Raw genomic sequence first — 24,174 nt, forward strand, 5'->3', positions numbered from 1 at the left:
TGCCTATCAAACGGGGCAGATAAGGCGCTATCGGGCACCACAACTGCAAGGTCGACGCGGAGGTGGTCGCGGCGTCGGCGCCGTCCGCTCGGGAGAGCGGAGGTCGAGCAAAAGAGATCGAAGGGCGTCGTTGGATTGACTTGCAATTTGTTGCAGCGTAGCTTTCGGCCCAGGAAAGCGCTTTCCCCGCCTGTTTCACACCCCAGCGGGAAAGGACGTCACCCTGATGACCGTCCCTGTTCTGGCCCGGCCACCCCGGGCCCTGCGTCTTGGCGCCATTGTCGGTGCGGTGGTGGCACTCGCCGTCGCCTATCTGGTGGGAACGGGGTCGTCCGCGTCGGCGGCGACCCTGTTCAGCGACAACTTCGACGACGGTAACTCTGCCGGCTGGACCACGGCTGGCGGGAGCTGGTCGGTGGTCACCGACGGCAGCGGTGTGCTGCGCCAGGCCGGCACCAGTTCGGACGCCCGGGCCCGGGCGGGCACGGCGAGCTGGACCGACTACGCGGTGACCGCGCGCGTGCGGCCGACCGCGTTCAACGGCAGCAACCGGTTCGTGGCGGTGCTGGCGAGGGCCCAGTCGAACACGAGCTACTACTACCTGGCCCTGCGGTCGAACAACACGGTGGAGCTGAAGAAGCTGGTCAACGGTTCGTCGACGACGCTCGCCACGGCGTCGGTGACCGTCACCGTGGGCACCTGGTACACGCTGCGGCTGGAGGTGTCGGGCACGTCGTTGCGCGGCACCGTCAACGGCGGCGCCGCCACCAGTGCCACCGACTCGCAGTTCGGCTCGGGCCAGATCGGCGTGGCGACGTTCAACGCCACCGCGTCGTTCGACGACGTCGTGGTGGAGACCGTCGGCGGCGGTACCCCGTCGTCACCGGGCACGCCGTCGAGCTCCGGTCCGAGCACGCCGCCCGTCGACCCCGGCCCGAACCTGGCCGACGGGTGGGCGTCGGTGAACGCGTGGGGCCAGAACGGCACCACCGGTGGGGCCGGCGGGCCGACCGTCACCGTCACCACCGCCGCGCAGTTCCTGGCCGAGATCGCGACGGCCGGCCCGCGTGTCGTCCGGGTGAGCGGGATGCTGTCGCTGCCCGGGCCGATGCACGACGTCACCTCCGACAAGACGATCGTCGGCGTCGGGGCGAACTCCGGGATCTCCGGCGGCGGCCTGAACGTGGGCATCCCGATCGACGACAACATCACGTCGCCGCCCGCGAACGCGGTGAACAACGTCATCATCCGGAACCTGCGCATCGTGGAGTCGGACGACGACGGCATCAACGTCCAGATGTTCTCCCATCACGTATGGATCGACCACAACTACTTCACCGGTGCCACCGACGGGTCGCTCGACATCAAGCGCGGGTCGAGCTACGTGACCGCTTCGTGGAACCACTTCGACGGCACCGACAAGACCGCGCTGCTCGGCCGCGACGACGGGGACGACGCCCAGGACGTCGGCCGGCTGAAGGTCACCTACCACCACAACTGGTTCGACTCGACCAACCAGCGCAACCCGCGGGTCCGGTTCGGTGACCAGGTGCACGTCTACAACAACTACTACAACGACACCGGCAACTACGGCGTCGCCTCGACGATGGACGCCGGCGTGATCGTCGAGGGGAACTACTTCCTGAACGTCGACGACCCGTACCACCTCGGCGAGGCCTCGTCGGGCCCCGGCCGGCTGGTGGCGCGGAACAACTGCCTGGTCAACTCCGGATCGGGGGAGACCGGCGGCAGCGTGAGCAACCCGCCGTACGCCTTCACCGTCCAGACGGCCTGTTCGATCAACAGCATCGTCAGCGGCGGCGCGGGGACGGGCCGCGTCACGACCTGAGGTAGCCCGGCAGGTGCCCCGACCGTCAGGGCACCTGCCGGGTTCCGGTTTCCGCCGAGCGTTCGACCGCGGCCAGGATCCGCTGGACCCGCACCGCCGCGTGGAAGTCGGGCGTCGCCGGCCGGCCCCCGGTGATCGCGGCGGCCAGGTCGCGGTACAGGTGCGTGAGGTTCGACGACACCCCGCCGCCGGTGCCGTACGACGCCGGCACCTCGAGGACCGACGGCTCGCCGTCGACGGGTGCGAACCGCACGTGCCAGTCGGCCCAGTTGACGTACTCGCCCGGCGCGCGCGGCGTGACGATCAACGCGCCGTCGCTGCCGGTGATCCGTAACTCGAAGCCGGCCGGCCCGGGCCGGTTGCCGCCGTGCACGCTCACCGAGCCGACGGCGCCACCCGCGTACCGGCCCACGAACGCGAGGTGCGTGGCGACACCGTTCGCCAGCTCATCGCCGCCGCCGATCAGGGTGACCTTTCCCGGCCGCGCGATGACCGACGACACGTCGGTGAGCGGGCCGAGAACCGGCCCGACGACGCGGTCGAGCGCGGCCAGCGTGTGCCCACCCATGATGGTGAGCAGGTTGTTGCCCGCCTCGGCGGTGAGCGAATCGGTGAGGAACGGCGCGACCCGGCTCCCGCCGTGCGGGTCGCCCGAACCCACGAAGCTGACCGCCTCGACCGTGCCGATCCGCCCGGCGGCGAGCTGGTCGGCGACGAACCGGGCGCCGGGGGAGTGCCAGGACTGCGCGGCGACGGCGTGCACGACCCCGGCCCCGTCGGCGGCCGACGCGAGGCCCGCGGCGGCGTCGGCCGTGACGGCGAGCGGCCACTCCACGAGCACGTGCTTGCCGGCGGCGATAGCGGCCCGGGTCGCCTCGACGTGCGCGGCGGCGCGCACCGCCACCACCACGAGGTCGACCTCGGGATGCTCCGCCAGACCCGCCGCGCCGGTGAACCACCGGCCCGCCCCGTACGCCTCGGCGGCCGCCCGCGCGCTCTCCTCGCGCCGGGTGGCCACCGCGGTGATCTCGTATCCGCCGGCCGCCACCAGCGCCGGGACGTGGGCCGTGCCCGCCCAGCCCGCGTTCGGGTTCGCACCGACGAGCCCAACCCTGATCATGCGACCCCCCATGTTGTGTACCGAGCGGTAAAAAATTAGCCGAAAGGTTCCGTGGGCGTCAAGGGGTAATGTACCGAGAGGTAAAAAAGGGAGGTGGGCGATGCCCGGCGGCCGGCCCCGCGAGTTCGACGCGGAACTCGCCCTCGAACGGGCCATGGAGGTGTTCTGGCGGCAGGGGTACGACGGCACGTCCGTCTCCGACCTCACCGTGGCCATGGACATCAACCGGCCCAGCCTGTACGCCGCGTTCGGCAACAAGCAACGGCTGTTCGAGCTGGTGCTCGACCGGTACGCCCACGGGCCCGCCGCCTACGCCACCGCGGCTCTCGACCTGCCCACCGCCCGCGAGGTGGTCGAGCGGCTCATGCTCGGCGCGGTCGAGCTCACGGTGGGGCGGGGGTGCCTGCACTCGGGCAACGCCCAGGCGTGCGCACCGGCCTCGGAGCACGTGCGCCAGACGGTGGTCACCCGGCGGAGAGCGAGCAGCGATGCCGTGCGTCACCGTCTCGAAAAAGCGAAAGACCAGGGTGACCTCCCGGCGGACGCCGACCCCGCGACCCTCGCCGACTATGTCGCCACCGTGTGCGACGGCATCGCCGCGCAGGCCGCGAACGGCGCCGACGCGGCCGACCTCCGCCGGGTGGTCGCGGTCGCGATGCGGGCGTTATTTGGCGAACGCGGTGAGGAAGCGGTCCCGGAAGTCGCTCATCTTCCAGACCGGCGCGTCCGGGCGCGGCCGTAGCCCGTCCTGCCAGCCCCATGACGCGGTGCGGTCGAGGATCGCCGTGTCCCTGGCGACGATCGTGATCGGCACGGTGAAGTTGCGGCTGTTGTCGGTGACGTTGCCCGTCGGCTGGTGGTCGCCGAGGAAGACGAGCACCAGGTTGTCGTCGCCGTAGGTCTCGACGTACGAGATCAGCGAGCGCAGCGAGTACCCGATGGTCTTCGCGTACGCGGCGCGCGCCTGCGCCGTGCCGCCGAGCAACGACCCGCCGTCGTCGCCCGACGGCGGCTGAAAGCCCCGGGAGCCGTCGCCGACGGCGTTCCAGTCGACGAGGTTCGGCGGCGTCGCCCACGGGGTGTGGCTCGAGATCAGCTCGATCTCGGCCATCAGCGGCGACCGGCCCGACTTTCCGCGCTCCTGCTTCTGGAACTGCGCCAGCGTGTACTGGTCGGGCATCGGCGCGAAACCGAAGCGCGGCCCGCGGTAGCCGAGCGCCTCCTTGCCGTAGACGCGTTCGTAGCCGAAGTACTCACCCTCCGGCCACTTCCGGATGATGCCCGGCATCACGCCGACGGTGTCCCAGTCCGCTTTCTGGAACGCCTTTCCCAGCGTCATCCGGTTGCTGGAGACGAGCGACTTGTACCGCTGCTGGTTGTCGATCCACAGGCCGGACAGGAACGTGGCGTGCGCGAACCAACTGCCGCCGCCCGCGGTGGGCGAGGTGAGAAAACCGCTCCGGGACGCGTATCCCGCGGCCTGCAACCGTTTCTGCCCCTCGTCGACGACCGCGCCGATCTCCGACTGGTAGCGCGGATCGGTCGCCGCGCTGAACCCGTAGCTCTCGACGAACGCGAACACGACGTCCTTGCCGCGCAGTCCGGTCAACAGGTCGGTCGACGGGACGCCGGCGAACGCGTCCACCGCCGCCTCGCGCGCGAACGTCTCCTTGTCCTGCATGCTCTTTCGCGCCTGAAGCGCGCGGTAGTAGGTGTATCCGGTCGCGCTCTTCGCCGCGACCGGCTCGCCGGGCACGATCTCGATATTGGTGACCGCGAGCAGCACCCACGCGACGGCGAGTACCAGGGCGGTCACGGCGGCGTTGCGCCGGTGGGTGACCACGAGCCGGGTCAGCCGCAGCGTCGACCAGATGGTGACCGCGAGCACCGCGCCGATGAGCAGCGCGACCACGAGCACCGTGCCTGCGGCCCCTGCCTTTCCGTAGGACTCGGTGATGAAGTCCATCCCGTTGCCCAGCAGCGTCCAGTCGAGGACCGGGTCCGCCGACCGCAGCATGAACAGGATGAAGAACATGTCGATGACCTTGAGGATCGTCACGATTCCCACCGCGACACCGGCGAGCACCGCCGCGATCCGGCCGAACCGGCGTGGCACCGCGAGCACGATCGCCGTGCCGAGCAACGCCTCCACCGGGATCCGCAGGAACCAGGCCGGGGTGAAGTTCCGGAACTCGTTCGGCAGCACGAGGGTGAACAGGAGGATGACACCCGCGAGGACGGTCAGTCCCCAGCCGACGTAGCGCCGCCGGTTCCGTGGTGCCTCCGGTTCTCCCGGTTCGATCGTCTCCGTCGACGTGCGTTGCTCGGGTATGGACGTGGGAAGGTCCGTTGACAACGTCAAGGTGTAGTACCCTCCCCGCGCGGGTGTCGGCCGCGCAGCCCCCTGCCGCGCCACCCTGGGGTACGCAGGTGCGCGCGGTCGGGGTCCCCCTTTGGTGTGATCTTTGCGCTATGCCGCTGCCAGCAGTGCGCTGATGGCGCTGGCCTGCGTGCGCCAGTCCCGCGCGTTGGGATAACCGGCCGGGTTGCGGCCCGACCACCGCTGCCCGAGCCGGTTCAGCGGGTCGCGGTCGGTGGACCAGATCGCGTCGGCCTGCGTGACGGCGAAACCGCGGTAGGCATTACCGGTGACGCCGTTCAGGTCGGACAGGTAGCGCAGGAAGACGCCCTTGAACTGTTTCTGGTTGTCGTCGCAGAGAGTGGTGTCGGAGTCGCACGACTCGGTGAGGATCCCGTTACGCACGAGCGTCGGCGAGGCGATCGCCGCGTCGGCCAGACGGCGTGCGGTGGCCAGCGCCGCGGCGTCACCGGTGGCCCGCCACACCTCGACGCCCGCGCCGATCGCGAGGCCCTGGTTGTACGTCCACACGGTCTGGCCGTTGTTGCGGCAGGTGTTGGTGAGGCCGTCGTTGACGAGCCCGGCGGAGTTGATCAGTCCACTTGCGACATACCAGTTCCATCCGGTGCGGGCGCGGTCGAGCCAGAGCGTGTCGCCGGCGGTGCGGTTGTGCAGCGCGGCAGCCAGTCGCACGTAAAGACCGTTGGTGACCGCGTTCTTGTAGGTGCGTTCGCGGTCCCACCAGACGCCGCCGCCACACGTCGAGGTGTCCCAGAATCCGTGGACGTACGCGGCGATGGTGCGCGCCTCGGTGAGGTACACCGGGTCGCGGGTGAGGTCGTACGCGCGGATCCACGCCAGGCCCCACCAGGCGGCGTCGTCGATCGCGCGGCTGATGAAGTTGCCCTCGACGGGATCGGTGGAGCGCTGCCCGGCGGGGAACGGCACCCGGTTGACGACGAAGGTGCGGTTGACGATCCACGCGTAGTCGGTGCGTCCACCGGCGACGAGGTAGTCGATGACGGTGGTGACGGCGACGGCGGAGTTCCACCAACTCGACGGCCACCACGCGGTGTACGGGTCGTACCACCACATCAGCGCGTCGACCGCCGTGTCGGCGCGGGTTCCGGCGACCGGCCGCGCCCACGCGGTGCAACTGCCGCTCGCGCCCTCCACGGCGCGGCCGCACGCGCGCACGGCACCGCCCGCGAGACGGGCGCGCGGGTCGCGGGTGTTGAAGGCCGTGGTGCGCGCGCCGCTTCCGGTGGCGGTTGTTCTGCCCAGCGAGGAGCCGCCCGGCCAGGAGGCGCCGGCGTCCCACGACCGGTCCAGCCAGATCTCGTCGCCCGCGCGGCCGGCGTCGAGCGTGCCCCAGGCCATGCCGTTCGTGTCGAGGTGCAGCGCGACGCGCCGGCCGCCGATCGTGGTGGCGGGCACGGGTTCGGTGTCGCCGGCACCGGTCGGCGTCGGCGCGCCGTCGCAGGCGGTGACGCAGATCCGCGGGTACACCCAGTCGGTGCAGGCGACGCCGTTCGCGTCACCGCAGGCGCGGATGACGCCGCGGCGGTGGTGCGGCACGTCGGAGACGTTGTACATGAGGGTGCGGGTGCCGGTCCACGTGCCGGGGATGCTCGCCTTGCCCAGCAGGCCCTCCCAGGTGGATCCGCCGTCCCAGGACCGGTCGAGCCACACGGAGTTGCCGGTGGTGCCGTCGTCGATGCTGCCCCACGCCATACCGTCCACATCGGACACGTGCAGCACGATGCGGCGGTTGTTCTGCAGCTTCTGCGGTACCGGGAAGATCTCCTGGCGCGCGAGCGACGGGTCGCGGGTGTCGCAGTAGAGGTCGCAGACGGTGGCGGCGAGCGCGGGCGCGGCGGTCGCCGGATGTTCGTCCACTATGGACAGAGCGGACGCGGCGAGGAGAGCGACGGCCGCGACGCGGCCGGGCACACGGCGGAACGACCACACGGCAGAGGGCTCCCTTCGGCGGGGAGGGGAGTCTGAGAGCGCTCTCCAAGTGTCACCGATAATCGCGGATCGATCGGAATCTGTCAATTGACAGAAGTCGATTCCGGTTGCTACAACGACGATCCCACCCGAGCAAGGGGAGGCCGCCGTGATCACCGTCCATCTCGCTCTCGCCGTCGTGCTGCTCGCGCCCATGGCACCCGCTCCCGGAGCTCCGACCACGATGGCGAACCGGATCGTCTGCAACCGGTACTGCGACGCGCGCGACCCGGGACTCGCGCCGGCCGAACGGATTCCCGTCCGCGCGAGCGTCTACGGGCGCGGCATCGTGTTGCACATCAACGACACCGACGCGATGGGGTGGGCGTCCGTCGAGACCGGCAACCCGGGCGACGAGGTGTGGCTCGACCGCTCCTTCGACGGCGGCCGCACGTGGTCCGACGGCAGCCGCCTCGGCGTCACCGCGATCCCGGCCGGGCAACGCGGCTGGCGCACCGCGCAGTACAACGTCGACGACTGGACCGCCCGCGGCGTCGGCGCGCTGCGCGCGTGCGGCAAGGCGGGTGACCGTCCCGAAATCGCCTGTACGCCGTGGGCGCGCAGCACCTGGAACGCCTGGGACCGGCGCACGGCGGCGGCCACCGGTCTCATGCAGTTCTACGACCAGAACACCGGCCTGTTCGCCACCACCGGGTGGTGGAACTCCGCGAACGCGCTGACGGCCGTCATCGACAACATCCGCCGCAGCGGGATGAACAGCTACCGGTACGCGATCGAGAACACGTACACGCGCAACATCAACGCGCACTTCGGCAACTTCACCAACGACTACGTCGACGACACCGGCTGGTGGGCGATGGCCTGGATCGACGCCTACGATCTCACCGGCGACGCGCGGTACCTCACCACCGCGCGGGCCGGCGCCGACTACATGGCCCGCTACTGGGACGGCGTGTGCGGCGGCGGGGTGTGGTGGAGCACCGCCCGCTCGTACAAGAACGCGATCACCAACAGCCTGTACATCCAGGTGAACGCCGCGCTGCACAACCGGATCGCGGGCGACTCGGTGTACCTGCAGCGGGCGCGGGCCGGGTGGACCTGGTACGCCGGCACCGGCATGGTCGACGCGCGCAACCTCGTCGTCGACGGGATCAGCCTCTCCACCTGCCGGGCCGGCAATCCGGCGGTGTGGTCGTACAACCAGGGTGTCCTGGTGGCCGCGCTCACCGAACTGAACCGCGCCACCGGCGACGCCGCCGTCCTGGCGAAGGCGAGGCAGATCGCCGACGCGTCGACCACGAACGCCGGCCTGAACCCGGGCGGCATCCTGCGCGACTCCTGCGAGTCCGGCGACTGCGGCGCCGACGGCCCGACGTTCAAGGGCGCCGACGTCCGCGGCCTGGCGGCGTTGAACGCCGCGTTGCCCGACCACCCCTACACGACGTACCTGCGCCGCCAGGCCGACACGGCCTACGCCGCCGACCGCACCCCGCTGGACACGTACGGCCTGCGCTGGGCCGGCCCCGTCGACAAGACGGACGCCGCGAGGCAGCAGTCTGCCCTGGACCTGATGAACGCCGCCCCCTGACCCCCGTCGATCTTGCAGTTGTGGTGCCTCTCAGACCGGTGTGAACCGGGGCGATTCTGGCACCACAACTGCAAGATCAACGCGTGGGGGGCGTGAAGGGTGCCGGGGGAACGGGTTGACGGGGCGTCGGAAATCGATGACGCTCTCTGGGTAAGAGAGCGCTCTCACCCGCCCGAATATCGATCGAGGAACGGGTCGCCGGTCCTCGTGCTGCCCCCTGGAGCGCCCCCATGTCCCCACCCCTTGCCGTGCGCTGGCGGCCGCGTGCCGTCGTCGCCGTGCTCGCCTTGATGATCGTCGTTGTCGCCTCGTACACCGCCGTCGCCGCGAGGGAGGCGCGGGCCGCCGGTGCGCTGCTGTCGCAGGGAAAGCCGGCCACCGCGTCGTCGTCGGAGGGGGCCGCGTTCCCCGCGGGCGCGGCCGTCGACGGCAACGCAGGCACCCGCTGGTCGTCGGCGTTCGGCGATCCACAGTGGATCCAGGTCGACCTCGGCGCCACCGCAACGATCGACCAGGTGATCCTCAGCTGGGAGGCGGCCTACGCCACCGCGTTCCAGATCCAGACGTCGGCCGACGGCGGCGCCTGGACCACGATCTACGGCACCACCACCGGCACCGGCGGCACGCAGACGCTCGCGGTGACCGGCAGCGGGCGCTACGTCCGCGTGAACGGTACCGTCCGCGCCACCGGCTGGGGCTACTCGCTGTGGGAGTTCCAGGTGTTCGGCACCACCGGCGGCACCGGACCGGTCGGCGGGACGATCTCGGCGTTCAAGCCCGTCACCGCGTCGTCGTACGAGGGCGGCAACGCGCCCGCCGCCGCGCTCGACGGACGCACCACCACCCGGTGGTCGAGCGAGTTCAGCGATCCACAGTGGATCCGCGTCGACCTCGGCGGCAACGCCACCGTGAACCGCGTGATCCTCAACTGGGAAGCGGCGTACGCGACCGCGTTCCAGGTGCAGCTGTCGAACGACGGCAACGCCTGGACCACGATCTACAGCACCACCACCGGAACCGGCGGCGTGCAGACCCTGAACGTGACCGGCACCGGGCGCTACATCCGCATGAACGGCACCGCCCGCGCCACCGGCTACGGCTACTCGCTGTGGGAGTTCCAGGTGTTCGGCAGCGTCGACACGGCGTCGAGCACACCGCCGATGTTGTCGCCGCCGACGCGTCCACCGTCCACGGTGAACCAGTTCGCGTTGGCCGCGCCGGCCGACGGCGCGATGGTGACGACCGCCCGGCGCCCGACCCTGTCGTGGAACGCGGTCGGCGGCGCGACCCGCTACCAGGTGTGGCTCAACATCAGCCGCACCGACTACGACTTCACCCAGCCGGGCGCCCTCATCGACCTCTACACGAAGGTCGCCGAACCCACCGGAACCAGCTACACACCCACCTGGGACATCACGGACCGCTGGACCTACAAGTGGTACGTCACAACCGGAACCGTCACCTCGAACATCAGAAGCTTCAGCGTCTACGTGCCGACCGTGGAGGCCGTACCAGACGGCATCGGCATCGTGAACGGTGCGAGAGACCTCAACCGCAACGGCGCGATCGAACCCTACGAGGACTGGCGGCAGCCGGTCGAGACGCGCGTCGACGATCTCCTCGGGCGGATGACCCTGGAGGAGAAGGCGTACCAGATGTTCTACAACGCGCAGGCGTTCCCGCGCAGCGGCTGGCATTTCGGACCGGCTCAGGCGCCGGACCTGCACGCGATGCTGATCGCGTCGAGCGGCACCCGCCTCGGCATCCCGTTCGTGTCAGCCGGCGACACCATCCACGGCTACCAGACAAGCTGGCCGACGCAGAGCGCGCTCGCCGCGGCGAAGAACTACGCGCTGGACTACAAGCTCGGTGACATGCAACGGAAGGAGCAGTTGGAGGTCGGCACCCGCGGCGTGCTCGGGCCGCTCGCCGAGGTGGGCACGAAGGTGCTGTACCCGCGCATCCAGGAGGGCAACGGCGAGAACGCCGACGTGGCCGCCGCGCAGGTGCGCGCGTTGGTTTCCGGGCTACAGGGCGGGCCGGAGCTGAACCCGCGGTCGGTGCTCGCGACCGTGAAACACTGGCCGGGTGAGGGCGCCGGCGGCGAGGCGCTCATCGTGTACGACGCCGTCACCATCAAGTACCACATGATCCCGTTCCGGGCCGCGATCGAGGCCGGCGCGGTGAACATCATGCCCGGCTACGCCGGCAGTTCGCTCCTCGACCCGGGCGGCCCGGGCGGCGGCGACAGCGCTCCGATTCTCCGCTATCTGCGCCAGAACCTCGGATTCACCGGGCTCATCACCACCGACTGGCTGCCGTCGGGCTCGTGGGTCGGCGCGGCCAACGCCGGCTCCGACGTGATGGGCGGCGCCGACCCGGGCGCGGCCGGCTTCTCGATGGCCACGTTCACCGCGAACGTCGCGGCCGCGCGCATCGACGACGCCGTGCGCCGCGTGCTGCGGCTGAAGTTCCAGCTCGGCGTGTTCGAGAACCCGTACGGCGACCCGGTGAACGGCCCGTACCGGCAGCACACGCCGGAGTACACCGGCCTGATCAACCAGGCCTCGCGTGAGGCGATGACGCTGTTGAAGAACACCGGCGTGCTGCCGCTGCGGCTCGCCGCGGGCGACAACATCGTCGTCGCCGGACCGCGCGCCGCCGACGGCGGCGCGTGCTGCGTCTGGACGTCGTACTTCCACCAGGAGTACGGATCACGGTCCATAGTGGACGCGGTGCGGGCGCGCGCCGCGACCGCCGGCGTCAACGTGTACCAGGACAGCGGCCCGTCGCCGAAGCTGGCGATCGTGGCCGCGGGCGAGGCGTCCTACACGCACGGCACGAACTGGGTGAAGGAACAGCCGTACCTGCCGCCGGACCAGCTCGCCGTCATCCAGAACTTCCAACGGCAGGGCATTCCCGTCGTGGTCGCGCTCGTGCTGCCGAGGCCCTACGTCATCACGGAGTGGCACGACCTCGCCGCCGCGATCGTGGTGACGTACCGGGGCGGCGAGGAGATGGGACCGGCGCTGGCGAGCCTCCTGTTCGGCGACTACGCGCCCAGCGGGAAACTGCCGTGGCAGCTGCCGCGCGCCCTGTCCGACGTGCTCCGCCCCGGCGGAACGGACATCCCGGCCGACGCCACCGAGGCGTGGGACCTGCCCTACGACCTGGGCGCCACGGCCGCCCAGCGCACCGAGATCCGGGGCCACATCGACGCCGGCCGCCCGGTGCCGACAACCTACGGAAACCCGTTGTATCCCTACGGCGCCGGCCGCACCGGCTTCTGATCCGGGCGAAGGGCGGCGCCCCGGACGGGGCGCCGCCCTTCCGCTACCAGCCGACGGCGACCAGGAGCCACTGCGGGTTGGCGTGCGCGATGAAGCTCGACTGTTCCGCGTAGTCGTCGTACGGGAAGCCGTACGAGAGGCGGTTGATGTTGTGGTCGTGCCAGAACTTCGAGTAGTAGTTGGCGGGCGCGGTCTGGTAGAACAGCGCCGGGTTCGACCAGCTCGACTGGGGCAGGTGCGCCACGTGGCGGTTGAGCGCCGAGCACATGCCCGGGTTCTCGGCCAGCGGGCCGGAGCAGCCGAAGATCTGCTGCGCGGTCGCGCTGAAGCCCACCTGTGACGTGTAGGCCGAGTAGTAGCCGGCGTACTGGCCGCCGGGCTGGAACTGCGGGCTGCTGCCCGGCGCCGGGATCCGGTACGGCGCCTGGATCTGGGCCAGGTGCTTGAACTCGGCCGGCACCTCGTTGACGAACCGCTGGAACGTCGCGTCGCGGGTCTCGGCGAACGTCGCCTGGTCCTCACCGATCTGCACGTCATACCCGTCCCGGGCGCGCAGGCGCAGCGCGAGTTTCAGGCCGAACGCGTCGACGCGCGTGGTGTTGCCGTTGAACTGCGCCGGCCCGACGGTGAACTCGATGAAGTCGAAGTACTGGCTGTTCGGGGAGCCGAGGTAGAAGTACATCCGGCCGGCGGTGTTCACCGGCATGTCGAAGTACGGCTGCTCGGCGATCGAGTGGGCCACGCCGTTGTAGCTCCAGTACACCTGGCTGTCGGGGTAGCGGCCGTTGGTGCGGTTGAGAACCTTCACCATCACCACGTTCTGCGCCGGCGGGATCGTGCTCGTGTCACCCCAGAAGTCGCCCGGCGGATTCGACGGCGGCGGGCTCGACGGCGGTTGACTCGATCCGGACCCGCTGCGCACCGCGAACTCCCACAGCGAGTAGCCGTACGGCGTGGCGCGGGTGGTGCCGTTCATGCGGACGTAGCGGCCGGTGCCGGAGACGGTGAGCGTCTGGGTGCCGCCGGTTCCGGTGGTGGTGCTGTAGATCGTGGTCCAGGTGGACGCGTTCGCCGAGACCTGGAGCTGGAACGCGGACGCGTAGGCGGCCTCCCAGGCGAGCACCACCTGGCAGATCGACGTCGACGCCCCGAGGTCGACCTGGATCCACTGTGGATCGCCGAACGCGCTCGACCACCGCGTGCCGGTGTTGCCGTCGACGGCGTACGAGGCGGCGTAGGCGGCACTCTCGGTGGTGGACGCGGCGGCCGGCCGGCCCTGCGCCACGTTCGCGGTGCCGCACCCGGTGCCGCCGCCGAACGTCCCGTAGACCCCGAACTCCCAGAGCGAGTAGCCGTACGGGGTCGCGCGGGTCGTGCCGTTCATGCGGACGTAGCGGCCCGAGCCGCTGACCGCGAGCGTCTGGGTGCCGCCGGTTCCGGTGGTGGTGCTGTAGATCGTGGTCCAGGTGGACGCGTTCGCCGAGACCTGGATCTGGAACGCGGTCGCGTACGCGGCCTCCCAGGTGAGCACCACCTGGTCGACCGCGGCGGTGGCGCCGAGGTCGACCTGGATCCACTGTGGATCGCCGAACGCGCTCGACCACCGCGTGGCGGCGTTCCCGTCGACGGCGTAGGAGGCGGCGGTCGTGGCGTTCTCGACCGACGACGCGGTGGCGGGCCGGCCCTGCGACAGCAGCGCGCCGGCCGCCTCGGCCCGGTTCGACGCGACGACCGCCGCGTACCCGGCGACGAGCAGGACGAGCGCCGCGAGGACCGCGGCGCGGACGGATCGGATGGAAGCGGACATCGGAGGCTCCTGCCATGGGCGGTGGTCAGGTGGGTGAGAGAGCGCTCTCTCACCCATGCAGCTTCTTCGATGCGCGCCCCCGCGTCAAGCGCCGGGCGGCGCTACGGGGCCCAGGGAAGGGGGTCGCCCTCGTACTTGTGGGCGCGGACGTCGCCCGAGCGGGCGTGACCCTCGAACAGCTCCAACCGGGCGGCCCGGCCGCAGAGGCGGCCCAGTTCGGCGCTCGCCGCCTGGCTGGTGACCTCCTGGTAGGTCACCGTCTTGAGGTACTTGCCCACCCACAGGCCGCCCGTGTACCGCGCCGCCTTCCTTGTCGGCAGCGTGTGGTTGGTGCCGATCACCTTGTCGCCGTAGGAGACGCACGTCTTCTCGCCGAGGAACAGCGCGCCGTACTCGCGCATCGCCGTCAGGGCCTCGCGCGGGTTGCGGGTGAGGACCTGCACGTGCTCGAACGCGTAGTCGTCGGCGAGCGCGTACGCCTGGGCCAGGTCGTCGACGAGGACGACCTCGCCGTGGTCGCGCCAGGCCGGACCGGCGAAGTCGCGGGTGGGCATGTCGACCAGGATCCGGTCGACGAGGTCGATCACCTCGCGGGCGAGCGCGGCCGAGTCGGTGATGAGCACCGCGGGCGAGTCCGGGCCGTGTTCGGCCTGGCTCAACAGGTCGACGGCGACGACGAACGGATCGGCGGCGTCGTCGGCCACGATGAGGATCTCGGTGGGACCCGCGAACAGGTCGATGCCGACCTCGCCGTACAACTGGCGCTTCGCCTCGGCGACGTAGGCGTTTCCGGGACCGGCGAGCAGGTCCACGCGTCCGATGGTCTCCGTTCCCACGGCCATCGCCGCCACGGCCTGGACCCCGCCGAGCAGATAGATCTCGTCGGCGCCGGCCAGGTGCATCGCCGCGATCGTCGCCGCGGGGATCTCGCCGCGGATCGGTGGCGTGCACGCGGCGACCCGCTCGACGCCGGCGACCTTCGCGGTGACCACGGTCATGTGCGCCGAGGCGACCAGCGGGTACCGGCCGCCGGGCACGTAGGCACCCGCGGCCCGTACCGGGATGTTCTTCTGTCCCAACCGGACGCCGGGCTCGGTCTCGACCTCGAAGTCGTGCAGGGAGTCCTTCTGGCGCTGGGCGAAGGCCCGCACGCGCGCCTGCACCGCGCGGATGTCGTCGATCGCCTGAACCGGCACGGTGGCGACGATCCGGTCGATCTCCTCGGCGGAGAGCCGGAACGACGCGGGCGACCAGTTGTCGAACTTCTCCGAGTACTCCCGCACCGCCGCGTCGCCGCGGTCGCGGACGTCGGCGATCACCGCCGCGACGGTCTCCCGGACGCCCTCCGGGCCGGCGCTGCTTTTCTCCGCCGGTGACTTCACATGTGTGGCCACGGTGTTTCCTCCTCTGGAACAGCACACGTGAAATGGTGTTCCATGTCAACCGTCAGTGGCGGGCTGCGATAGACCACTCGCCCACCGCGGCGCCGTCACGCACCGGCACGACGTGGCTCCACATGTTCGTGGTGCCGCAGGCGTGGTTGGGGACCAGCCGCACGAGGTCGCCGACCGACAGCCGCCGCTCGTCGTCGAGCAGGAAACCGTGCTCCTCGTTGCCGTCGAAGAACGTGACGCCGGGCAGCGGCACGCCGTCGAGGTCGCACACGACGCCGACCGACCCGATCGCGCCGATCGTGTCGGAGCTCATCGCCTTCACGCCGGCGTCGGTGATGACCCGCCCGTCGTCGCGCACCGTGAGGACCGTGCCGAGCACGGTCAGCGCGCACTGGTCCACCGTGCAACTGCCCAGCCGGGTCTGGTTGGCGTCGAAGTAGACGTAGGTGCCGGGCCGGCCCTCGGTCACCCCGGGGGCGAACGGGGCCGACGTGACGCCCGGCGTCGAACCGACCGACACGAGCGCGGCCTCGTGGCCGGCGGTCCGCAGCGCCTCCGCGACGCTCACCAGCAGCGCGCCGGCCGCGGCGCCGGCGCGTTCGAGCGACCCGCGGTCGGACTCCAGCGACACGTGTCCCTCGTGGGTCATCACGCCGCGCAGGGCGAGCCCGGGGAGCGCGGCGAGGCCCGCCGCGGTCGCGACGGCCCGGTCGGGGTCGACGCCGAGCCGCGCGTGGCCGGTGTTGACCTCCAGCAGGAAGGGGACCGTGACGCCGGCGGCGGCCGCGGCGTCGGACAGCGGCCGGCCCGCGTCGAGCGAGTCGAGGGCGACGGTGAGACCGCCGTCGCGCGCGGTGGACACCGCGAACTCCACCTTGCGGGGACCCACGGGCGCGTGCGCCCACAACAGGTCGGCGACGCCCTGCCCGCGCAGCCACGCGACCTCGGCCGGGGTGGAGCAGGTGAAGCCGACGGCGCCCGCGTCGAGCTGACGCCGGGCCACCTCCCAGCACTTGGACGTCTTCACGTGCGGACGCAGCGCGAGCCCGGCGTCGGCGAACGTGGCCGCCATCGCGGCGATGTTGCGCTCCATCCGATCGAGGTCGACCAGCAACGACGGGGTCGGCAGTTCTTCCAACTTCATCGATTGACTCCCAGAGCGGCACGCGGGTCACCGTCGACCAGCCACTCGATTGTCGCCGGTTCGATGCCCGGACCCACACCGGTGAGCGCACGGAGGCCGGCCACCGCCTCCGCCGGTGTCCACATCGGATAGTCCGACCCGAACAGCAGCTTGTCGACGACGCCCCACTCCTGCGCCCGGAGGAGCGCCCGGTGGCCGTCGTACGGGCGGGCCCACGCGGCGGACACGTCGGCGAACACGTTGCGGCTCTTGCGGAGCACGACCATCGTCTCGCGCTGCCACGGGTGTCCCATGTGGGCGATGATCTGGGTCAGCTCGGGATGGCGGCGGGCCACGTCGTCGACGAGCAACGGGTTGCTCAGCTCCAGCCGCCCCTCCGGGCTGGGCGTGGCGCCCATGTGCCACAGCACCACCAGGTTCGCGGCGGTGGCGGCGGCGAAGAACCGGTCGTGGGCCTCGTCGCGGGCGTCGAAGTGGGCCAGGATCGGGTACAGCTTCACGCCGCGCAGGCCCCGGGTGACGCCGTCGGCGAGCTGGTCGAGCACGTCGGGGTCGGAGAGGTCGAGCGCCATGAAACCGAGAGTTGGCGTCGAAGTTTCAGTGCAGAACTTCTCGACGTGCTCGTTCGGCGTGATGACGCCCGCGCGGGTGGCCCGCATGCCGAACACGAACGCGAGGTCGACGCCGGCCGCGGCCATCGCCTCGTCGTACTGCTCCGGCGTGCGTTCGGCGTACTCGTGGCCGTAGACCGGTTGCCAGTTCTTCGACCACTCGCAGCCCCAGTGCTCGGGGAGGTGGCAGTGGGTATGGACGTCGAGCATCAGTGTCTCCTTTCGACCTTTCCCGCGCGGGCGCCGGTGTGGCGGCCACCGTCCACGGTGGACACCCCGTTCACCAGCACCAGGTCGATGCCGGCGGCGAAGCGGTGCGGCGCGGTGAACGTCGCCGTGTCGGTGAGCGTCGCGGGGTCGAACACGACCACGTCGGCCGGCGCACCGGGCCTCAGTACGCCCCGGTCCGTCAGCCCGACACGTGCGGCCGGCGCGCTCGTGCAGCGGCGTACGGCGTCGGCCAGATCGTCCCTGCCGTATCTCGTGAGGTAGCGCGGGAACGTGCCGTAGCTGCGCGGGTGCGGCAGGCCCGCGCCGGTGACGCCGTTCGGGTCCAGCGCCAGCCCGTCGGACGCGACGACGCTCGCCGGATGGGCGAGCACCGTGAGCAGATCGGTCTCGCTGCGCCCGCCGGCCGTCATCATCACGCCCATGCCGAGCTCGGCGAGGATGTCGAGCACGACCTCGCTGCCCGTGGTGCCGCGCTCGGCCGCCAGGTCCGCCACGGTGCGCCCGAGCTCGGGAGCCGGTGCGGGTCCGGCCGTCCAGCTGATCGTGATCTCGTCCCAGCGCGACTCGCGGTCGGTCCACTGTGTACGGACGCGGTCGCGCACCACCGGGTCGCGCAGCGTCGGCATCCACGCGGCCTGGCCGCCGTCCTGCGCCCAGGCCGGCAGCAGTTGCGCCAGCGGGGCGTTGCCGTGGAGGTACGGGTAGACGTCGACGCCGACGTCGAAGCCGTCGGCGAGCGCGGCGTCGACCAGGTCGAGCACGTGCCGCACGCCGCCCCAGTTGCGCGGGCCGACCGCCTGCAGGTGCGAGATCTGGGTGCGGCAGCCGGTCTCCCGGGCCACCCGCACCGCCTGTGCCGCGGAGTCGATCAGGTCGTCGTCGTAGTTGCGGATGTGCCAGGCGAAAACCTTGTTCCGGGACGCGGTGACGCGCGCCAGCGCGACGAGCTCCTCCTCGCGCACGAAGGGGAGCGGCGCGTACACGAGCCCGGTCGAGAGCCCCACCGCACCGGCGTCGAGGGCGTCGCCCAGCAGGCCGGTCATCCGGTCCAGGTCCACAGTGGACGCCGGCCGGTCGGTGAGCCCGCACACCGCCGCGTGCAGCGGCAGGTGGCCCACCAGCGCGGCGACGTTGACGCCCGGCCAGGCCGCGTCGACGGCGTCGAGGTAGCCGGCGAGGTCGCGCCACGGCCACCCGACCGACGGGTCGAGGTCGAGGTAGCTCACCGCGCCGCGCAGGCCCTCGATGTCGGTGCCGGGCGGCGCGACACCCAGCCCGCAGTTGCCCACCACCTCGGTCGTGACGCCCTGGTGCACCTTGCTCAGCGCCCGGGGATCGGAGAGCAGCGTCAGGTCGGAGTGGGTGTGGATGTCGACGAACCCCGGGCACACGACCCGGCCCGTCACGTCGCGTTCGTCGGCATCAGCGACGGGCGACCCGATCGCTTCGACGCGGCCGTCGCGGACGAGGACGTCGGCGTGCCGTGGCGGCGCGCCCGTCCCGTCGACGACCAGGCCGCCGGTGAGGAGGAGATCACGGGCCACTTTCGTGCCACCTCGATGTGGAATGTGGTTCCATACGGCCATGGTTGAACGTTTCCACCCCGAGGGCCGGCCGTTGCCGCCCGTCCCCTTGTCCCCCGCCACCCGCGCCGGCGACTTCGTGTTCGTGTCCGGCCAGGTCGCCAACCTGCCCGACGGCAGCGTGTACATCGGTGACTTCGAGCGCGAGGTCGAGCTCACCATCGACAACGTCGAACTGGTGCTGGCCGCCGCCGGTGCGCGGCTCGACCAGGTGGTCAAGGTCGGCGCGTACCTGTCGAACCCGCTCCTGTTCGCGCCCTTCAACGAGGTCTACAGGCGCCGGTTCGGCGACGCGCCGCCGGCCCGCACGACCGTGGTGGTGACCTTCGGCCACCCCGACGTGCGGGTCGAGATCGACGTGATCGCCCACGTCGGTTAGCGCAGGCGTCATGCGTTCACGGCGGGCTTCACCGCCGGGCGCAGCGACCGGTGCACGATCCGCAGCGCGGTCGCGAGGTCGGGGTCACCGGCCATGGACTTCGCGACCGCGTCGAGCACCGCGACGTACTCCTGCTGCTTGGCCGCGGTGAACTCGCCCGCGGGCCCGGAGACGCTCACCGCGGCCAGGCACCGGTCGTCGAGCCGCACCGGCACCGCCACGCACCGCAGGCCGTGGCTGCGCTCGTTGTCGTCGAGCGCGAAGCCGCGGCGGTTCACCCGGTCGAGATCCTTGCGGAGGTCGGCCGCCGTGGTGAGGGTGTTCTCGGTGAAGGACGGGTACGGGGCCGGCGGGAGAACGGCCGCCCGCTGCTCGTCGGTGAGGCCGGCCAGCAGCACCTTGCCGAGCCCGGTGCAGTGCGTGTGGTCGCGGGCGCCCAGGTTCGTGGTGAACCGCAACGGCCGGTCGGGTTCGGCGACGCAGATGTGCAGCACCTGGTCGCCGTCGAGCACGCCGAGGTTCGCGGTCTGCCCGGTCGACAGCGCCACCGGTTGCAGGTACGCCTCGGCCACCACCGTGAGGTCCAGTGTGGACACATAGGCGGCGGCGAGGCCCTGCACCTTGTGACCGAGCCGGTAGGCGGGCCGCTCGTCGACCCGCACCACGTAGTCCATCTCGGCCAGCACCGAGAGCAGCCGCACGAGCGTGCTCTTCGGCAGCGCGGTGCGCTCGCTGAACTCGCCCAGCGTCAGCGGTTCCGGCGCCGCCGCCAGCATCTCCAGCAGGGCGAGGCCGCGGGCCAACGCGTTGGCGTGGTAGTTGGCCGACGCCGGTCTGGAGTCGTCGATGGAGGCCTGCCGGGTTGTTCGGGCCATGTGCGCGCTCCTATGTGGACGGGGGTTTGCCGGGTCCGGGTGCCCCGGATGGCTCAGCGAAGTGGCATGCGCTCGGATGACCGACCCCCGTGCGGTCGACGAGCGCCGGCTTCTCCCGGGCACAGATATCCTGAGCCTTCCAGCACCGGGTGCGGAAGGTGCAACCGGACGGGGGATTGCTGGGGCTGGGCACGTCGCCGACGAGCGTGATCCGTTCCCGCTCGTCGCGGCCCTCCGGGTCGGGCACCGGGATCGCCGACAGCAACGCCTGCGTGTACGGGTGCGTCGGGTGGGTGAAGATGTCGGTCCGGGTGCCGATCTCGACGATCGAACCGAGGTACATCACCGCGACGCGGTGCGAGATGTGCCGCACCACCGACAGGTTGTGCGAGATGAACACGTACGCCACGCCCAGCTGCTCCTGCAACGAGCGGAGCTGGTTGATGACCTGTGCCTGCACCGAGACGTCGAGCGCGCTGACCGGTTCGTCGAGCACCAGCAGGCGCGGGTTCAACGCCAGCGCCCGGGCCAGGCTCACCCGCTGCCGCTGGCCGCCGGAGAACTCGTGGGCGTACCGGCGGGCATGCTCGGGTCGCAGCCCGACCAGGTCGAGCAGTTCGGCGACGCGGTCGGCGCCGTCGGTGCCGGAACCGGAGCGGTAGCGGCCCTGCACCCGCAACGGCTCGGCGACGATGTCGTGCACGGTCATCCGCGGCGACAGCGAGGCGTACGGGTCCTGGAACATGATCTGGATCTCGCGCCGGACCTCCCGCAGGTTCCGCTGCGGCAGCGGGGCGAGGTCGACGCCGTCGAACACGATGCGACCGGCGGTCGGGTCGAGCAGCCGCACCAGCAGCCGGCCGGTGGTCGACTTGCCGCACCCGGACTCGCCGACCAGGCTGAGCGTCTCGCCGGCGCGCAGGTCGAGGCTGACGTCGTCGACGGCACGGATCGCGCCGACGGTGCGGCGCAGCACGCCCTTGCGCACCGGGAAGTGCTTGCTGAGGTGCTCCACCCGCAGCAGGGGTGCCGTCGTGGTGGCGTCCTCCTTCGTGAGGCTCGTCATGCGGTCACCTCCCGCTGCCCGTAGAGGGTGCGGGCGTCCACCCCGGCCAGTTCCTCGTGGAAGAAGCAGGCCGAGTAGTGGTCTTTGGCCACCGGTTCCAGCGGCGGTCGCTCGGTGCGGCACCGGTCGCGGGCGAGCGGACAGCGGGGGTGGAACGGGCACCCGGCCGGCGGATCGGCCAGGTTCGGCGGGTTGCCGGGGATCGGGTCGAGCTCGTCGACGTCGACGTCCATCCGCGGCAGGCTGGCGAGCAGCCCCATCGTGTACGGGTGGCGCGGCCGGGCGAACAGTTCGCGCACCCCGGCCGTCTCCGCGATGCGTCCCGCGTACATCACCACGACCCGGTCGGCCATCTCCGCGACCACGCCGAGGTCGTGGGTGATGAGGATCGTCGCGGCACCGGTCTCCGCCTGCGCCTTCTTGAGCAACGCCAGCACCTGCGCCTGGATGGTGACGTCGAGGGCGGTGGTGGGTTCGTCGGCGATGAGGAGGTCGGGGTCGTTGGCGATCGCGATCGCGATCATCGCCCGCTGGCGCATGCCGCCGGAGAACTCGTGCGGGTACTGGCGCACCCGCTGCTCCGCGTCGGGCACACCGACGAGGCGCAGCAGGTCGACCGCGCGGGCGCGGGCCGCCCGCTTGTCCTTTGTGGACTGGTGCAGGATCACGGCCTCGGCGATCTGCTCGCCCACCGTCATCACGGGGTTCAGCGTCGTCATCGGGTCCTGGAAGATCATTCCGACCGGGCCGCCACGGACGGACCGCAACTGCCGGACGGACATCGCCTGCAGGTTCTCGCCGCGGAACTCGAGCGTGCCGCAGTCGACGCGGGCCGTCTTCGGCAGCAGCCGCAGGATCGACATCGCGGTGACGGTCTTGCCGGAACCGGACTCGCCGACGATCGCGACGATCTCGCCCGGCCACACCGACAGGTCCACATCGGACACCGCGTGCACGGTACCGCCGTCGGTGTCGAACGTGACCGACAAATTCTCTATGCGCAGCAACGGATCACTCATGAGGACCTCGGATCCACGGCGTCGCGCAGCCCGTCGCCGACGAAGTTGACCGCGAGCACCGTGAGCGCGACCGCGATGCCCGGCGAGAGCCACAACCACGGCTCCTGCCGGATGACGGTGAGGCTCTGCGCGTCGGTGAGCATGTTGCCCCAACTGGCCGCCGGCGGCTGCACGCCGAGGCCGAGGAAGGACAGGGTGGCCTCCAGGCCGATCGCCTGCGCGACCGCGAGCGTGGCGGCCACGCTCACCGGCGGCAGCGCGGCCGGCAGGATGTGCCGGCTCATCAACCAGCCCGGACCCGCGCCGGTGGCCCGCGACGCGAGCACGTACTCCTGTTCCCGCAACGACAGCGTCACGCCGCGGACGATGCGGCCGCAGACCGGCCACTGGAAGAGTCCGATCGCGACGACCATCGTCACCACGCTCGGCCCGAGGATGCCCGCGAGCACCACCATCACCACGAGCGACGGGAACGACATGAACATGTCGGCGACGCGCATGATGACGCCGTCGACCCAGCCGCCGAGCAGGCCGGCCAGGCCGCCGAGGACCGCCCCGATGAGGACGGCGAGCGCGGCCGCCGCGATGCCGACGCCGAGCGAGATCCGGGCGGCGAACAGCAACCGGGCGAGCACGTCGCGACCGGTGGGGTCGGTGCCGAGCAGGTGCTCGCCGGACGGGCCCTGCCGCGCCGCGAGCAGGTCGACGACGTTCGGATCGTGGCCCGACAACGGGCGGGCGAAGATCGCGGCGAACACGACGAGCAGCAGGAACCCGATGCTGACGAGCGCGGCAGGATGCCGGCGGAAGCGGCGGAGCGCCATGCGGAACGGGGTGCGCGCGACGGTGCCGGTACCGGCCTGGGTGTCCGTCTTCGCCGCGGCCGCGACATCCGTCATGACAGCCTCACTCTCGGGTCGACGAGCGTGTAGAGGACGTCGGCGAGCAGGTTCGACAGCAGCACCAGGACCGCCACGATCAACGCGAACCCGATGATGACCGAGTAGTCCTGCTGGTTGACCGAGCTGACGGCGAGCTGGCCCATCCCCGGCCAGGCGAACACCTGCTCGATCACCACCGCGCCGGCGAACAACTGGCCGAGGTTGGTGGCGATGATGGTGATGACCGGGATGAGCGAGTTGCGCAGCGCGTGCCGCACCACGACCCGTTGCGAGCCGGCGCCCTTGGCCTCGGCCGTGCGGACGTAGTCGGAGCCGAGTTCGGTGATCATGCTGCTGCGCACGTAGCGCATGTAGGCGCCGGAGTTGCCGATGCCGAGGATCGTGGCCGGCAGCACCAGGTGCATGAGTGTGTCGACGAGCCCGGGATTCGTCGGATCGGAGATGCCCGACGACGGGAACCACTGCAGCTGCAACGTGAACAGGTAGATCGCGATCAGCGCGACGAAGAAGATCGGGATCGACACCGAGCCGAGGCTGACCACCGCGGCGCCGTAGTCGTAGAGGGAGTTGCGGCGGCGGGCCGCCAGGATTCCCAACGGGAACGCGACGATCAGCGACACCGCGAGCCCCACGAGCATCAGCTCCAGCGTCGGGCCGAGCCGCTCGCCGAGCAGCTCGGTGACCGGCCGTCCATTGAGGAGGGACACGCCGAGGTCGCCGGTGACGGCGTCGCCGAGCCAGCTCCAGTACTGCAGGTACAGCGGGTCGTCGAGCCCGAGTTCGGCCCGCTGCTGCGCGATGTACTCGGCGCTGCCCTGGCTGAGCTGATCGGGCGGGATCCGCATCGCGATCGGGTCACCGGGGGTGGAGTGCACCAGCACGAAGATGGCGACGGTGATGAGAAAGAAGACCAGCACGTTGGTCATGAGGCGGCGAACCAGGAACGCGCCCATGGCCCTCCTCTCGGGATCTGCGCTTCGATATCG

At 71.0% G+C, this 24,174-nt stretch carries 18 protein-coding genes; 5 read left to right on the top strand and 13 right to left on the bottom strand.

What is annotated here, in order from left to right:
- The first annotated feature begins 226 nt into the window (after positions 1–226).
- Complete coding sequence (locus Vau01_RS41680; RefSeq protein WP_204005476.1) at positions 227–1,849, top strand: pectate lyase family protein; 1,623 nt, start codon at positions 227–229, stop codon at positions 1,847–1,849.
- A gap of 25 nt (positions 1,850–1,874) precedes the next feature.
- On the opposite strand, the gene Vau01_RS41685 is transcribed toward Vau01_RS41680, so the two are convergent.
- Positions 1,875–2,969, bottom strand: a complete 1,095-nt coding sequence (locus Vau01_RS41685; protein ID WP_204005477.1) for a Gfo/Idh/MocA family protein — start codon at positions 2,967–2,969, stop codon at positions 1,875–1,877.
- A gap of 100 nt (positions 2,970–3,069) precedes the next feature.
- Here Vau01_RS41685 and Vau01_RS41690 point away from each other — a divergent pair, with 100 nt between their 5' ends.
- Positions 3,070–3,711 carry a TetR/AcrR family transcriptional regulator gene (locus tag Vau01_RS41690; protein ID WP_239152282.1) on the top strand — a complete coding sequence of 214 codons (642 nt, stop codon included), beginning with the start codon at positions 3,070–3,072 and terminating at the stop codon, positions 3,709–3,711.
- Here Vau01_RS41690 and Vau01_RS41695 read toward each other — a convergent pair.
- Both Vau01_RS41695 and Vau01_RS41700 read right to left on the bottom strand, forming a co-directional pair.
- Positions 3,634–5,331 carry an alkaline phosphatase family protein gene (locus Vau01_RS41695; protein ID WP_239152283.1) on the bottom strand — a complete coding sequence of 566 codons (1,698 nt, stop codon included), beginning with the start codon at positions 5,329–5,331 and terminating at the stop codon, positions 3,634–3,636. The two genes, Vau01_RS41690 and Vau01_RS41695, sit on opposite strands and share 78 nt — an antisense overlap.
- A 108-nt stretch (positions 5,332–5,439) precedes the next feature.
- Positions 5,440–7,299: a glycoside hydrolase family 76 protein gene (locus Vau01_RS41700; protein WP_204005478.1), complete on the bottom strand. Its 1,860-nt coding sequence runs from the start codon at positions 7,297–7,299 to the stop codon at positions 5,440–5,442.
- 148 nt (positions 7,300–7,447) lie between these two features.
- Between Vau01_RS41700 and Vau01_RS41705 the strand changes: the two genes are divergently transcribed.
- On the top strand, positions 7,448–8,887 hold the full coding sequence (locus Vau01_RS41705; protein ID WP_239152284.1) for a glycoside hydrolase family 76 protein: 1,440 nt from the start codon (positions 7,448–7,450) through the stop codon (positions 8,885–8,887).
- Between the two features lie 230 nt (positions 8,888–9,117).
- Positions 9,118–12,177: a discoidin domain-containing protein gene (locus tag Vau01_RS41710; RefSeq protein WP_204005479.1), complete on the top strand. Its 3,060-nt coding sequence runs from the start codon at positions 9,118–9,120 to the stop codon at positions 12,175–12,177.
- A gap of 43 nt (positions 12,178–12,220) precedes the next feature.
- Here the strand turns inward: Vau01_RS41710 and Vau01_RS41715 are convergent, their stop codons facing one another.
- The 5 genes from Vau01_RS41715 to Vau01_RS41735 all read right to left on the bottom strand — a co-directional run bounded on the left by Vau01_RS41715 (position 12,221) and on the right by Vau01_RS41735 (position 18,908).
- On the bottom strand, positions 12,221–13,984 hold the full coding sequence (locus tag Vau01_RS41715; protein ID WP_204005480.1) for a galactose-binding domain-containing protein: 1,764 nt from the start codon (positions 13,982–13,984) through the stop codon (positions 12,221–12,223).
- 101 nt (positions 13,985–14,085) lie between these two features.
- Positions 14,086–15,378: a histidinol dehydrogenase gene (gene hisD / locus Vau01_RS41720; protein ID WP_204005481.1), complete on the bottom strand. Its 1,293-nt coding sequence runs from the start codon at positions 15,376–15,378 to the stop codon at positions 14,086–14,088.
- Between the two features lie 52 nt (positions 15,379–15,430).
- Complete coding sequence (locus tag Vau01_RS41725; RefSeq protein ID WP_204005483.1) at positions 15,431–16,522, bottom strand: alanine racemase; 1,092 nt, start codon at positions 16,520–16,522, stop codon at positions 15,431–15,433.
- Positions 16,519–17,343, bottom strand: a complete 825-nt coding sequence (locus Vau01_RS41730; RefSeq protein ID WP_204005484.1) for an amidohydrolase family protein — start codon at positions 17,341–17,343, stop codon at positions 16,519–16,521. The genes Vau01_RS41725 and Vau01_RS41730 overlap by 4 nt, the downstream gene beginning before the upstream one ends.
- Positions 17,343–18,908, bottom strand: a complete 1,566-nt coding sequence (locus Vau01_RS41735; protein ID WP_204005485.1) for an N-acyl-D-amino-acid deacylase family protein — start codon at positions 18,906–18,908, stop codon at positions 17,343–17,345. Before Vau01_RS41735 ends, Vau01_RS41730 begins: the two co-directional genes overlap by 1 nt.
- A gap of 40 nt (positions 18,909–18,948) precedes the next feature.
- Here Vau01_RS41735 and Vau01_RS41740 point away from each other — a divergent pair, with 40 nt between their 5' ends.
- Positions 18,949–19,326, top strand: coding sequence for a RidA family protein (locus tag Vau01_RS41740; protein ID WP_204005486.1), 378 nt, complete (start codon positions 18,949–18,951; stop codon positions 19,324–19,326).
- Between the two features lie 8 nt (positions 19,327–19,334).
- Here Vau01_RS41740 and Vau01_RS41745 read toward each other — a convergent pair whose 3' ends face one another.
- From Vau01_RS41745 to Vau01_RS41765, 5 genes are read right to left on the bottom strand one after another with little or no spacing between them, the layout of a single operon-like run.
- Complete coding sequence (locus Vau01_RS41745) at positions 19,335–20,201, bottom strand: IclR family transcriptional regulator (RefSeq protein ID WP_204005487.1); 867 nt, start codon at positions 20,199–20,201, stop codon at positions 19,335–19,337.
- Between the two features lie 10 nt (positions 20,202–20,211).
- Positions 20,212–21,267, bottom strand: coding sequence for an ABC transporter ATP-binding protein (locus Vau01_RS41750; RefSeq protein WP_204005489.1), 1,056 nt, complete (start codon positions 21,265–21,267; stop codon positions 20,212–20,214).
- Positions 21,264–22,286, bottom strand: coding sequence for an ABC transporter ATP-binding protein (locus Vau01_RS41755; protein WP_204005490.1), 1,023 nt, complete (start codon positions 22,284–22,286; stop codon positions 21,264–21,266). The genes Vau01_RS41750 and Vau01_RS41755 overlap by 4 nt, the downstream gene beginning before the upstream one ends.
- Positions 22,283–23,185, bottom strand: coding sequence for an ABC transporter permease (locus Vau01_RS41760; protein ID WP_204005491.1), 903 nt, complete (start codon positions 23,183–23,185; stop codon positions 22,283–22,285). The genes Vau01_RS41755 and Vau01_RS41760 overlap by 4 nt, the downstream gene beginning before the upstream one ends.
- The gene (locus Vau01_RS41765) at positions 23,182–24,141 is read right to left on the bottom strand and encodes an ABC transporter permease (protein ID WP_204005492.1); all 960 of its coding nucleotides are present in this window, start codon (positions 24,139–24,141) and stop codon (positions 23,182–23,184) included. The genes Vau01_RS41760 and Vau01_RS41765 overlap by 4 nt, the downstream gene beginning before the upstream one ends.
- Positions 24,142–24,174 lie beyond the last annotated feature (33 nt).

The organism is Virgisporangium aurantiacum, from assembly GCF_016863635.1.
In the GTDB taxonomy this organism is placed as follows: domain Bacteria; phylum Actinomycetota; class Actinomycetes; order Mycobacteriales; family Micromonosporaceae; genus Virgisporangium; species Virgisporangium aurantiacum.

What these genes read in the sequence shown, in the direction of transcription:
- Vau01_RS41680 (WP_204005476.1), top strand. Translation starts at nt 227, where the DNA reads ATGACCGTCCCTGTTCTGGCCCGGCCACCCCGGGCCCTGCGTCTTGGC.
- Vau01_RS41710 (WP_204005479.1), top strand. Translation starts at nt 9,118, where the DNA reads ATGTCCCCACCCCTTGCCGTGCGCTGGCGGCCGCGTGCCGTCGTCGCC.
- Vau01_RS41740 (WP_204005486.1), top strand. Translation starts at nt 18,949, where the DNA reads ATGGTTGAACGTTTCCACCCCGAGGGCCGGCCGTTGCCGCCCGTCCCC.
- Vau01_RS41725 (WP_204005483.1), bottom strand. Translation starts at nt 16,522, where the DNA reads ATGAAGTTGGAAGAACTGCCGACCCCGTCGTTGCTGGTCGACCTCGAT.
- Vau01_RS41685 (WP_204005477.1), bottom strand. Translation starts at nt 2,969, where the DNA reads ATGATCAGGGTTGGGCTCGTCGGTGCGAACCCGAACGCGGGCTGGGCG.
- Vau01_RS41750 (WP_204005489.1), bottom strand. Translation starts at nt 21,267, where the DNA reads ATGACGAGCCTCACGAAGGAGGACGCCACCACGACGGCACCCCTGCTG.
- Vau01_RS41730 (WP_204005484.1), bottom strand. Translation starts at nt 17,343, where the DNA reads ATGCTCGACGTCCATACCCACTGCCACCTCCCCGAGCACTGGGGCTGC.
- Vau01_RS41755 (WP_204005490.1), bottom strand. Translation starts at nt 22,286, where the DNA reads ATGAGTGATCCGTTGCTGCGCATAGAGAATTTGTCGGTCACGTTCGAC.
- Vau01_RS41745 (WP_204005487.1), bottom strand. Translation starts at nt 20,201, where the DNA reads ATGGCCCGAACAACCCGGCAGGCCTCCATCGACGACTCCAGACCGGCG.
- Vau01_RS41760 (WP_204005491.1), bottom strand. Translation starts at nt 23,185, where the DNA reads ATGACGGATGTCGCGGCCGCGGCGAAGACGGACACCCAGGCCGGTACC.
- Vau01_RS41715 (WP_204005480.1), bottom strand. Translation starts at nt 13,984, where the DNA reads ATGTCCGCTTCCATCCGATCCGTCCGCGCCGCGGTCCTCGCGGCGCTC.
- Vau01_RS41765 (WP_204005492.1), bottom strand. Translation starts at nt 24,141, where the DNA reads ATGGGCGCGTTCCTGGTTCGCCGCCTCATGACCAACGTGCTGGTCTTC.
- Vau01_RS41690 (WP_239152282.1), top strand. Translation starts at nt 3,070, where the DNA reads ATGCCCGGCGGCCGGCCCCGCGAGTTCGACGCGGAACTCGCCCTCGAA.